Source organism: Caballeronia udeis (assembly GCF_044909315.1).
In the GTDB taxonomy this organism is placed as follows: Bacteria; Pseudomonadota; Gammaproteobacteria; order Burkholderiales; family Burkholderiaceae; genus Caballeronia; species Caballeronia udeis_A.
In genome coordinates, this window is record NZ_JBIYEB010000002.1 from 447,485 (window position 1) to 459,101 (window position 11,617).

An 11,617-nucleotide genomic window follows, 5' to 3' on the forward strand; every position below is an offset into this window, starting at 1 on the left:
AAAGGGGGTATTTGACGTTGAAGATTCGATGTGGAACGTGTGCCGCCGGCCACGACAGGCTCAGTCCTGCCAGGTACGGCCATTCCGCTATGACGCCCGACCGTCTCTTGTCGCGTGAACATCAGACCGTGAAGACTTGTTTGCAGCATTCTTGCGTCCGGTTGACCGGTAGCCGAGCGGCCATAGAGCTCAGTTTCAAAGCGCCACAAGAGATAGCGAGCGTCTCGTCTTTACCGCTGGCGCCGCCCCCCAAGATTGCTGACAGTAGAGTGAAATTGCTCGCGCCAACTGGCCTTGTAAGATCGACCGACCTAACTGAAGTCGTCCCGACGCCGAACCATGAGAATCGATCCGTATAGCCTGGAGCTATTCCTGGCTACTGCCAGAGAGGGCTCCATTGCACGGGCGGCAAAGCGGGAGCACATTGCGCCTTCGGCGCTGAGCCGTCGTATTGCCGATCTCGAACTCGCCATTGGTCTTCCACTCCTGGTGCGTTCTCCGTCCGGCGTCGAGTTGACGGAAGCCGGGCGGCACGCGTTCGTCCGTGCGACCAGGCTGCACGATGACCTTCAGTCGCTCGCCCGCGACGTGCAATCTCTCAGCGGGCAGGTGTCGGGCGTCGTGCGCCTGTTTGCCAACGCGTCCGCCGTCGTCGGATTTCTGCCCGAACGGTTGATGAGCTTTCAGGCGGCGTATCCGCTTGTCGAAATCGCGCTTGACGAGCGCATCAGCGACGACGTGCTGCGCGCGTGCCTGGAAGATCGTGCCGACGTCGGCGTGTGTGCCGCACCGGCGTCTGTACCGACTGGCATCGAATCAAGGCATTTCGCCGACGATCCTCTAATGGTCGTGCTTCCTCCCGGTCACGAACTCGCCGACGCGGCCAAGCTGTCCTTTTCCGATGTCGTGAGATTTCCGCTGGTTGCGCTGCAAGCGGGCGGATCGCTTGACCTGCTCCTCAAAGAGCGTGCTGTCGCGGCGCATGCGTCGCTCAGGATCAGCGTCACGGTCAACAGTTTCGACGCGCAGTGCCGGATGGTCGAGGCCGGGTTGGGGATAGGCATCGTGCCAACGAGCGCAGCATCCGCGTTCGCAGGCACGCGCAATTTCGTGAGACGTCCGCTCGACGAGCCTTGGGGGCAGCGGGAGCTGTGCGTGTACGCGCTGCGCAAGTCGCCGCGCCTGAAGGCCGTCCAGGCGTTGATCGAGCATCTGTCGTCACCTGCGGGATGAGGGTTAGCCCGGACATCGCAACCTGCGATGCCCGGTTTGCCGAAGCAGCACTTCGTCCGGGGATCTCTCGCGGCCTACATTGCCAGTCAGGAGACGGACATGGCAATTTTGACTTTAGCGGGACGCATTCTTTTTCTGAGCGCGGAACCGAGTCTTATCGAACGGCAACTGGCAGGCGAAAACCTGACGCTTACGACTGCGGGAGAACTGCGCGACGACGTGTCGACCGACGAGATCACGCCGATGAGCGTGCTGACGCAATATGACGAACGTCTTGGCCGTTACCCATACGTCGGCTTACGCGCGCGCGAGCAATGTCCGATCGGCGTAGATGACGTCAAATCAAACGGTTTTTGCGTCACGGTTGCGGGTAACCGATACGGAAAGGGTTCGTCCCGTGAACACAGCCCGGTCGCGGAGGTGAATGCGGGAATTCGGCTGGTGATCGCCAGAAGTTTCGAGCGTATCTACCGGCAGAACGCCGACAATCTCGGCCTGTTTACGTCGACCGATTTCGGTCTGATCGAGCGCATTCAACGTGGCGAGCCGATCGACATCGAGGAACTGGTGGCGTCGCGCGATACGCTGGCGGCCGCGATCCTGCGTAGCGGCGGCCTGTTGCGCTACGGGGCAACTAACATGCGCCACGTCGCGGTGACGAGCCTTGCCGCCGAAGCGGATACCACACCGCGCACGCTTGCCGAAAAAATCCTCGCCCGTCACGCGATTCGCACCGAGCAGACCAGCGCGTCGATCGACCCGGGCAACGGCGCTTTCGCGCATGCGGATTGGCGCTTTATCCACGAGTACTACACCGGCATGGCAACACACATGTTGCACGCCACCTTCGGGCGGCCGCTTCATTTATTCGATCCCGCCAGCATCCTCGCCTTCGAGGATCACCTGTCCTACTCGCATCGCAGCGAACTGCACATCAAGAACGGCCTGCTGCCCAACGTGCGCGAACTGTCGGCGGCACACCGCACGTTCGCCGACGAGTATGGTGTGCGCAATCATGGTTATCTCGACAGTATCGACGGCAAGCCGGCTGAAGGGTCTGAAGGTATCTCTCACGCGATGATGGCCGAGCTGTACGCACTGCCGGGGCAGGTCGTCGTCGGCACTGATTCGCATACGCCGCATAGCGGGGCGCTCGGTTGCCTTGCGTTCGGCGTTGGCACGACGGACATGGCGAACGCGTTCATGACCGGTGCTGTGCGCCTGACGGTGCCGCAGTCGCTGCGCATCGACATGCGCGGGCCGGTGAGTGCCGGCGTCACCGCCAAGGATCTGGTGCTGCATCTGCTCGCAAACCCGAAGATTCGCGCGGGACTGGGCGTAGGCAAGGTATTCGAGTTCGCCGGATCGGCCATTACTCAACTCACGACCGACGAACGCGCAACGCTCACGAACATGACAGCCGAGCTTGGCGGCTTCAGTGGCATCGTGGCGCCGGACGCGGAGACGGTGCGTTTCCTGAAAGAGCGGCGCGGTGTCGAGTTCACGCTCGAACCGTGGATGCAGAGTGACCCCGGCGCGGTGTACGCGGACACCATCGTGCTTGACTGCACCGCCATCAAGCCGATGGTGGCGTTGCCCGGCGATCCGGGTAACGGGGTCGCAATCGACGAATTGCAGGAGCGGCCGGCGATCGACGTCGCGTATGGAGGTTCGTGCACGGCGGGCAAGCGCGACGACTTCGATCACTATCACGCGGTGCTCTCGTGGGCGGCCGAACGCGGGTTGCGCGTGCCCGATCACGTGAAGCTCTATCTTCAGTTCGGCACCACTGACGTTCGCGATTACTGTGTGGCGCGCGGATACATCGAGACTTTCGAGCGCGTCGGTGCCGAGATGTTGCAGCCCTCGTGCGGTGCGTGTGCGAATTGCGGACCCGGCTCTTCCACCGGCGCGTCTCAGGTCACCGTAAGCGCAATCAACCGCAATTTCCCGGGCCGCTCGGGACCCGGACAGGTTTGGTTGGCGAGCCCGCCGACCGTTGCGGCGAGTGCGCTTGCCGGTGAAATCGTCTCGTTCGATGAACTCCGGCAGCGGCACGCATGAAGATCGCGGTCGTCGCCTGCGACGGCATCGGTCCGGAAGTCGTTGCTCAATCGCTCCGCGTGCTTGACGCGTTGCGCCCGTTCGACTTCGACTTCTCGATCGAGGCTGCGCTTGCCGGCGCGTCTGCATTCGGGCAGTGCGGGCATTCGCTGCCGTAGTCGAAGGTACGCGGCAAATGGGCGAAGCGATCGCCAGCTCGATCGGACAGTCGCGAGTCGCCTTCGCTTGAGCCGGTCGAACACCTATAACAGCAGGAGACAAGCATGGCTAGCGCACAACCCGTTTCGCAGGACCTCCAGCCGGCGATAGACATTACCAGCACGAGCCACGTCGATCGCATCGGCGACGACGGCAACATCTCGGCCCGCCTGGACCGGTTGCCCGCGACGCGATCGGTCTGGAAGTTGATCGTGTTGCTGAGCCTCGGCTTCTTCTTCGAGATCTACGACCTGCTGTTCACCGGCTATATCGCGCCCGGCCTGGTCAGAAGTGGCATCCTCACGTCTACGACGGCAGGACTCTTCGGCACTTCCGGCGTCGCCAGTTTCATCGCCGCGCTGTTCTCCGGACTGTTTGTTGGCACCATCGCCTGCGGCTTCCTCGCCGACCGCTTCGGCCGGCGCGCGATCTTCACCTATGCCCTGCTGTGGTACGTCGTGGCCAACACGGCGATGCTGCTTCAAACGACGGCGTTGGGCTTGAATACCTGGCGCTTTATTTCGGGGCTCGGCATCGGCGTCGAACTGATCACGATCGGCACCTACATGTCCGAACTCGCGCCCAAGCATCTGCGTGGCCGCGCGTTTGCGATCTGCCAGGCCGTGGGCTTTTCGGCCGTGCCGGTGGTGGCCTTCCTGTCCTATCTGCTGGTGCCGAGGACGCCGTTGGGCATCGACGGCTGGCGCTGGGTGGTGCTGCTCGGTGGCAGCAGCGCGCTGATGATCTGGTGGTTCCGACGCAACCTTCCCGAGAGCCCGCGTTGGCTGGCTAGCAAAGGCCGGCTCGACGAGGCGGACGCGGTGCTGAGTCAGCTTGAAGCCAGGGTTCAGAAAGAGTACGGCGAGCCGTTGCCGGTGCCCGGACCTGCCGAGCCGGTAGTTCGCAAAGCCGGCTTCAGCGATATGTGGAAGCCGCCTTACCGCAAGCGCACGGTAATGCTGATCATCTTCCACGTGTTCCAGACGGTCGGATTTTTCGGCTTCGCAAACTGGGTGCCGACCTTGCTCGTCAAACAAGGCATCACGGTGACGTCCAGCCTCTTGTACACAACCGTTATCGGACTCGCGGCGCCCATCGGCCCGCTTCTTGGCTACCGGATTGCCGACCGCTTCGAGCGCAAGCATGTAATCGTCGTGATGGCGGGCGCCAACGTTGCCTGTGGGCTGATTTTCAGCCAGGTGAGCAACGCCGCGATGGTGGTCGCATTAGGTGTCAGCCTGACGCTGGCGGGCAACATCATCTCGTTCACGTACCACACCTATCAGCAGGAGCTCTATCCGACCGCGATTCGCGCGCGTGCGGTGGGCTTCGTCTATTCCTGGAGCCGCTTGTCGGCCGTTTTCAGTTCTTTCGTCATCGCTTTCATCCTGAGAGATTTCGGCGTGACTGGCGTGTTCTGCTTCATTGCGGGCGCAATGGTGATCGTGATGATCGTCATTGGAATGATGGGGCCGAGGACCAGGGGTGCGTCGCTGGAAAGCATTTCTCACTAGCACCGGAACGCTTCGACCATACCCGGCAAACACACTCCTGGTTTCCACACAAGCCGGCCGTGCCGAAGGACAAGTCTTTGTTTGGCACAATGCGAGATGATCGTCCAGCCAGAATGACCGGACCTTAACAAACAAGGGATTCCTGATCTACAGGAGGATAGAATTCCGCCGGTGTTGGGCGCCCTCGTAGCCAACATGCATCGACTCGCGCGTTCAATAAAAGGCACGCCTCTGGTCACCAACGTGGGTGTTAAAGCGCCAAGCGAATTGCGGACGAAACGCCGCGCTAGATTTTGTAGACAGACCGCAGGATCTCGACGCCCATCGCCTCCAGCACCAAGTGCTTTGGTGCAGCCAGCTGACTCAGCACACTTTGATAGTCACCTTCAGGCAATTCGACGACCTGTTCGCTCTTGGTCAGGTTGAGCACGAACAAAAAACGTCGCTCGCCGTCAGCCCGAACGGAAACCTCGACTCCCACTGGAAGATGCGGCATCACAGGGATATTCAGGCCGGTCAAAATCCCCTCGAACCACGCCTTGTACCCGTCGTCCTTCAGCACCGTGCCGAGATAGTAGGTCTCCCCGTTGCCGAAACGGTTTCTCGTCACGGCTGACCGGCCTGCAAAGAACTCGCTCGCGTATGTGCCCACCGTTTCGGCCCTGGTCGGTGTGAGGACATCGCACCACTGCGCGCATTCGAACGTACTGCCTTCAGCGAGCGAGACGAACTGCGTGTCATGACCCACCGGGTCATACTCATCGACCAGCACGCCGGCAAGCTCGCTCAATGGTCCGGGAAGCTGTGTCGGCAAACACACGTTGTTCATGTTCTTAACGCCGGTCCGGGTCGTCAGGATCAACGTTCCGCCTGCCGCTACATAGCCGGTCAACGTCTTGACGAGGGCGTCGTTGATAAGAAACAGGAATGGCGCCACGACCAGCTTGTAGCGACTGATATCGGATGTCCAATTGATCACGTCAGTACCTACACCGAGCCTGAGGAACGCCCGATGTATTTGCTTGAAGTTGGCAAGATAATCGAAACCGTCCGATTGAGGCTGGATCGTCAATGCATTGAGTTGATCGTGCGAAAACAACATCGCGACGTCATTGACCACGCTCGTGCCATCCAGCAAAGGCGACAACCGTCGCGCTTCTTCGCTGAAGCGCGTGAACTCGTCGAAGCGTCGCCCGGGCTTACCATGATGGTCGTGCAAGCCGTGCCAGAACTGTTCGGCGCCAATGCGAGCAGTCCGCCATCGAAACTGAACGATGGCATCCGCCCCACGCGAAACACTTTGCCACGCGTGCGCACGGATCATCCCCGGATAGGGCGTTCGCGACATGGGATGCCAGCAACCCGGCGTGCCGCTCAATTGCTCCATCACCCAGAAGTTCTTTTGTTTGAGCCCGCGCGTAAGATCGTGTGTAAGGGCGCCGTGATAGACGCGCGACTTGCTGTCGTTGGCGAGATCGGTGCTCGGGTAATAATCAACCGATGCGAAATCCATGCTGTCGAACAGGTCGTAGTAGTCGTTGACGACCGGGTAACCCCACAGGTTATGCGTGATGAACTGCCCGCTGCAATTCTCCCGAATGATGCGCGCCTGGAAGCGGTTGAAATCCGCCACGGAGTCCGAACAAAAGCGCTTGTAGTCGAGCAGGTAGGACGGGTTCATATGAGGTGAGCCACCCAGAGGCGTGTTCACCTGGGACCAGTCGCTGTACTCGCCGCTCCAGACAACGGTGCCCCACGCCCGGTTCATCGTTTCGAGGTCACCATATTTCTTCTGCAACCAGAGACGAAAGTCGCTGATGGCGGCGTCGCTGTGACTGTCGTTGCCGATCATCTCGTTGTCGGTTTGCCATCCAATGACGTGCGGGTTCTTGCCGTAGTGCCCCGCCATTTTTTCAACAATTATCTGGGTGTAACGGCGCAACGACGGACTGTTGTAACAGCGATGCAAGCGCACGCCGGGATAGACCGGCTGGCGCTTGTTGTCCAGCGGCAGGACGTCCGGACACTTCGCTACCAGCCAGTTGGGCGGCGTCGCGGTCGGCGTACCGATGACCACCTGGATATCATGGCGGCCGAGAATATCGATGGCATCGTCGAGCCACGCAAAGTCGAATTGCCCTTCAGTTGGCTCCAACCGTGACCAGGCGAATTCTGCAAGCCGCACGAGCGAAATGCCTGCGGCCTGCATGCGCGCCGCATCCTCTTCCCAGATCGCCCGGTCCCAATGCTCCGGATAGTAATCAACACCGACCTTCATAAATGTTTCCTGATTTGAATGACAGGCACCGGACGCAAACGCTACCGGCCCGCAGTGAAAGAATTCAGCCCTTGGTAGCGCCGAACGTGAGTCCCGTTACGAAGTGCTTTTGCATGGCGAAGAAGATCGCGACGGACGGCAGCGCTGCCAGCAACGAACCTGCCGAGACGAGGTTCCAAGAAGTGGTCCACTGCCCTTTCAACGCAGCGACCCCGACCGTCAGCGGCGCCGCGTCGTCACCCTGTGTGAGACACAACGCCCAGAAATAGTCATTCCAGACGAACGTGAAAACGAGGACCGCGAGCGCGGCAAGCGCGGGCCGGATCAAGGGCAGCACAATCTTGTAGAACAGTTGCCATTCGGTGGCGCCTTCTACCCTGGCCGCTTCCACAAGTTCGTATGGCAACTCCTTGATGAAATTGCGCAAAAACAAAGTGCAGAAGCCCGTCTGAAAAGAGAGATGAAACAGGATGAGGCCGCCGACCGTGTTGAATAGTCCGAGCTTCAAAGTCAGGTCGCGTACCGGGATCATCAGAATCTGGATCGGCACGAAGTTGCCCGCGACGAAGGTGGCCAGAACGGCCGCGCTGCCCTTGAACGGATAGGTAGCCAAAGCGAAACCGGCCATGGCGGAAAGCACGATCGCACCGAACACCGACGGGAACGTGATGAGGCAACTGTTCCACGCGTAGTGGAGCATCGGCGAATCGACCAGCACGGTCCGGTAGTTCTGGAGGGCGGCGAAGTCGTGCGGCCACCCCCAGTAATTGCCCTGCATCAATTCATCGGACGAGCGGATGGAGGTGACCAGCACCGCCAACAAGGGCAACAGCCAGATAAACAACGCAACCGGCAAAGATATCTTGTACAGCACCCGGTTCGATGGCTTCCAGCTGGCGACGGGTAAGGGATACATGGGATGCTCCTGAATCAGTTGTCCGAGCGCAGCAAGCGCCGCAACTGATAGACGATGAAGACCAGCATGATGAGGAACAGCACGACCGCAATCGCGGCTGAGTAGCCGTAACGGAAGTACTTAATTGCCTGGTCGTACATGAAGTAAGCAAGGACAGTCGAACTGTCGAAGGGGCCGCCGCCCGTCATGACGGAAATCAGGTCGAAGCTCCGTAACGCCCCTATGACGGTCAGCGTGATCGCCATGAACGTCGCCGGGCGCAACTGGGGCAGCACCACGTGCCAAAGCAGGGTCCAGCCGCGGGCGCCTTCCAGGCGACCGGCCTCGATGACCTCGGGATTGATCCCGGTCAGGCTCGTCAGGAACAGGATCATGCAGAACGGAATCTGCACCCAAAGCGCGGCAACAATGATCCCCGGTGTGGCCATATGCTCGTCGCCGAGCACGGGTACACCGTGCCCGATCAGTACCTTCAGCAAACCGAACGAAGGGTCGTAGAACCAGCTGAAGACGAGGCCGATGACAACACCCGACACAACGAACGGCGCAAAGAATAATGATTTGACTATCCGGATGCCGCGTACTTTCTGATTCAAATAAAGCGCAAGCAGCAATCCGATTGGCGGCGCCAGCAACAGCAGGACAAGCCAGATCACGTTGTTAAGCAACGCTGTGGAGAACGTGTCGGAGTGCAGCAATTCGCGGTAGTTCGCCAGCCCCACGAAGGTTCTCGCTCCTACTCCGTCCCAATCGTAAAAGCTCAGCACGATGCTGCTGAAGATCGGGTAGATCACATAGATTAAGAACATCGCACAAGCGGGCGCGAGGAACAGCAGCGCCGAGCGCCGGCGGCGGCGCGCGAGTGGAGACGCACTGATGGATGGGGACATGACGAAGCTCGGTAATGCGCGCCGAGGCGCGCTATTTTGGCTAAACGTTGATTAAGCAATCCCTTCCCCGGCGCGCAACGGCGCCAGATAGTCGCGTATCATTTTTTGTAGATACGCAAGCGCGTCTCTTCCAGGTGCGCCAGTACCTGATCGAGCTTGGACGGGTCGCTGAAGAACCGCTGCATGCCCTTCATGCCTTCGTCTGCCATTTCCTTGGTCATGTCGCGATCGTAGAACTGTGCAATGCCACCTTTGGTATTCGACAGAATCTCGAACCCCTTCTTGGTAAACGGATCGTCCGACACCGTCGCTTGATTGTTGGCCGGCAATGAACCGAATGCCTTGGCAAGACGTCCCTCGATCTCAGGCGTACCCACAAACGCGATGAAACGTCGTGCATCCACTTTGTTCTTTGCTTTGGCAGGAATATTCAGGCAGTCCGCGGAGCCATCTTCAGCCACAGGAATCTTGGGGTCGACAACCGGGAACTGGAAATATCCCGTCTGCGACTTGACCGTATCGGGCAGGCCAGCGGAGATGAACGAGCCCATCAGCATCATCGCCGCCTGCGCCTGAATCAGCAAAGGCTGAGCGGAATCGAGCGTGTAGGAAAGCCCATTATCGACAAAATATTTGTTGTCGATCAGCACCTTCCACGCTTCGTACACCTTTTTAACGCGCGCATCGGTATAAGGGATTTTTCCGTCCATCAACTGCATGTGAAACGCGTAGCCGTTGATGCGCAGGTCGAGGTAGTCAAACCATGCGGCGAGCGGCCACGAATCGCGCCCGCCAACGGCGATCGGAGCAATGCCGGCTGCTTTGAGCTTCTTGCAGTCGTCGAGGAATTCAGCCCACGTCTTCGGCTCACCCTGAATCCCCGCCTTCGCGAACAAGTCCTTTCTGTAGAAAACACCCCAGGAGAAGTAGTCCGTCGGCAATGCGTACTGTTTGCCTTGATACGACGAAGGTTCTTTCAGGGAGGCAAAGCTGGTGTTCCAACCGTTCTTTTGCCAGTCCGGCGAGAGGTCCTCCAGCAAGCCGCGCTCGACGTAGTACCGCATCCGTTCACCTTCATGCCACCTGACAATATCCGGCGCCTCGGAAATCAGCCAGCCGGGCAACTGGACCTTGTAGGCCTCTTCCTCGATGTAGGCAATCTTGACCTTGACGTCGGGATTGGCCTTTTCGAATTCGGCTACCGTGGTCTCCCAGAATGCGCGTTGATTCGCCCCTTTGAACGCCATATTGATAGTCAGCGTACCGGCATGAACAGTGGCGGCGAAGCTCAGTGCGGCGCAAAGCAACGACAAGCGGAATCGATTCTGCATGGTTTGTCTCCTGGTGTTGTGTGAGCCCGCTCAGACGGCGTGGCCTTCTTCGGTAAAGAGATGGCATGAAGCGGGGTCCGGTGCGAGGTGAACCACTTCGCCGGAGCGCAACTGCGTATTGCCCTGCAGCTTGACGAGAAGCGTGGCACTGTCCGCTTCGCTGCAATGGAGGTAGCTCTGCTCGCCAAGCCGCTCGACGAGCGACACGGTGCGAGTCAGTTTCGAGCGAGCGCATCCCGGCTCATCCCTATCCGACTCGCCCGAAGCGAGCAGCGTGATGTGCTCCGGCCGCACGCCCAGCGTCACCGCCTGTCCGGGTGTCAGGCGCGCGTTTGTCCGCTTGACCCGGACGTCTTCGCGGGACGCCCCGAGCGTGACGGTCGTGCTCCCCTCTTCTGACTTGCTGACTGTCGCCGGCAGGAAATTCATCTGGGGCGAGCCGATGAAACCCGCTACAAAGCGGCTGTTTGGCCGCAGATACAGATCCATCGGCGTGCCAACCTGGGCGATGCTTCCAGATGCCGACGCATCCCGGCTGACATTGAGCAAGACGATCTTGTCGGCGAGCGTCATGGCTTCGACCTGGTCGTGCGTCACATAGACGGTGCTCGCCTCACTGAAGCGGCGATGGATTCGCGCAATTTCGACACGGGTCTGGCCGCGCAAGGTCGCATCGAGATTCGAAAGGGGTTCGTCGAACAGGAAGACTCCGGGCTCGCGCACGATGGCCCGGCCGATCGCCACACGCTGCCGCTGACCGCCCGACAACGCCGAAGGTTTGCGATTCAACAAGGGGCCGAGCTCCAGAATCTTCGCGGCTTCCTGCACCTTGCGCTCCACCTCTGGCGCGGGCAATTTGGCCAGCTTCAGCCCAAAGCTCATGTTCTCGGCGACCGTCATATGCGGGAACAAGGCATAGCTTTGAAACACCATCGCTACACCGCGTTTTGCCGGCGGCACGGTGTTCACGACGCGGCCACCGATCGAAATCTCTCCGGAGCTCGGGTCCTCCAACCCGGCAATAATGCGCAGCAGAGTGGATTTTCCACAGCCGGACGGCCCGAGGAACACGCAGAACTCATCGTGTGCAATCTCGAGATTTACATCGCGAAGCACCGGCGCATGCTCTCCGAACGCCTTCGAAATGCCCTGCAAAGATATCGCTGCCACCGCGTCTCCAATTTTTTTGATTT

9 protein-coding genes are annotated in these 11,617 nt (G+C 59.8%); 4 read left to right on the forward strand and 5 right to left on the reverse strand.

The features are described 5' to 3' along the window. Positions 1-339 precede the first annotated feature (339 nt). The 4 genes from ABH944_RS04715 (at position 340) to ABH944_RS04730 (ending at position 5,009) form a co-directional block, all read left to right on the forward strand. Positions 340-1,233, forward strand: coding sequence for a LysR family transcriptional regulator (locus tag ABH944_RS04715; RefSeq protein WP_404604360.1), 894 nt, complete (start codon positions 340-342; stop codon positions 1,231-1,233). A 99-nt stretch (positions 1,234-1,332) separates the two neighbouring features. Continuing rightward, positions 1,333-3,297, forward strand: coding sequence for an aconitase family protein (locus ABH944_RS04720; protein WP_404604359.1), 1,965 nt, complete (start codon positions 1,333-1,335; stop codon positions 3,295-3,297). Continuing rightward, positions 3,294-3,455 (forward strand): isocitrate/isopropylmalate family dehydrogenase, encoded by a 162-nt coding sequence (locus tag ABH944_RS04725; protein WP_404604358.1) that lies wholly within the window; start codon positions 3,294-3,296, stop codon positions 3,453-3,455. The genes ABH944_RS04720 and ABH944_RS04725 overlap by 4 nt, the downstream gene beginning before the upstream one ends. A 105-nt stretch (positions 3,456-3,560) precedes the next feature. Then, complete coding sequence (locus tag ABH944_RS04730; RefSeq protein ID WP_404604357.1) at positions 3,561-5,009, forward strand: MFS transporter; 1,449 nt, start codon at positions 3,561-3,563, stop codon at positions 5,007-5,009. Between the two features lie 286 nt (positions 5,010-5,295). Here the strand turns inward: ABH944_RS04730 and ABH944_RS04735 are convergent, their stop codons facing one another. The 5 genes from ABH944_RS04735 to ABH944_RS04755 form a co-directional block, all read right to left on the reverse strand. Beyond that, entirely contained in the window at positions 5,296-7,287 is a 1,992-nt protein-coding gene (locus ABH944_RS04735; RefSeq protein WP_404604356.1) for a beta-galactosidase, read from the reverse strand. A 64-nt stretch (positions 7,288-7,351) separates the two neighbouring features. Next, positions 7,352-8,203 carry a carbohydrate ABC transporter permease gene (locus ABH944_RS04740; RefSeq protein WP_404604355.1) on the reverse strand — a complete coding sequence of 284 codons (852 nt, stop codon included), beginning with the start codon at positions 8,201-8,203 and terminating at the stop codon, positions 7,352-7,354. A 14-nt stretch (positions 8,204-8,217) separates the two neighbouring features. Continuing rightward, positions 8,218-9,093, reverse strand: coding sequence for a carbohydrate ABC transporter permease (locus tag ABH944_RS04745; protein WP_404604354.1), 876 nt, complete (start codon positions 9,091-9,093; stop codon positions 8,218-8,220). Positions 9,094-9,191: 98 nt separating this feature from the next. Next, positions 9,192-10,424, reverse strand: coding sequence for an ABC transporter substrate-binding protein (locus ABH944_RS04750; protein WP_404604353.1), 1,233 nt, complete (start codon positions 10,422-10,424; stop codon positions 9,192-9,194). Between the two features lie 30 nt (positions 10,425-10,454). Next, positions 10,455-11,594 (reverse strand): ABC transporter ATP-binding protein, encoded by a 1,140-nt coding sequence (locus ABH944_RS04755; RefSeq protein WP_404604352.1) that lies wholly within the window; start codon positions 11,592-11,594, stop codon positions 10,455-10,457. Positions 11,595-11,617 lie beyond the last annotated feature (23 nt).

Excerpts from the sequence above, each read along its gene's own strand:
- ABH944_RS04715 (WP_404604360.1), top strand. The coding sequence starts at position 340 with ATGAGAATCGATCCGTATAGCCTGGAGCTATTCCTGGCTACTGCCAGA.
- ABH944_RS04720 (WP_404604359.1), top strand. The coding sequence starts at position 1,333 with ATGGCAATTTTGACTTTAGCGGGACGCATTCTTTTTCTGAGCGCGGAA.
- ABH944_RS04725 (WP_404604358.1), top strand. The coding sequence starts at position 3,294 with ATGAAGATCGCGGTCGTCGCCTGCGACGGCATCGGTCCGGAAGTCGTT.
- ABH944_RS04730 (WP_404604357.1), top strand. The coding sequence starts at position 3,561 with ATGGCTAGCGCACAACCCGTTTCGCAGGACCTCCAGCCGGCGATAGAC.
- ABH944_RS04735 (WP_404604356.1), bottom strand. The coding sequence starts at position 7,287 with ATGAAGGTCGGTGTTGATTACTATCCGGAGCATTGGGACCGGGCGATC.
- ABH944_RS04740 (WP_404604355.1), bottom strand. The coding sequence starts at position 8,203 with ATGTATCCCTTACCCGTCGCCAGCTGGAAGCCATCGAACCGGGTGCTG.
- ABH944_RS04745 (WP_404604354.1), bottom strand. The coding sequence starts at position 9,093 with ATGTCCCCATCCATCAGTGCGTCTCCACTCGCGCGCCGCCGCCGGCGC.
- ABH944_RS04750 (WP_404604353.1), bottom strand. The coding sequence starts at position 10,424 with ATGCAGAATCGATTCCGCTTGTCGTTGCTTTGCGCCGCACTGAGCTTC.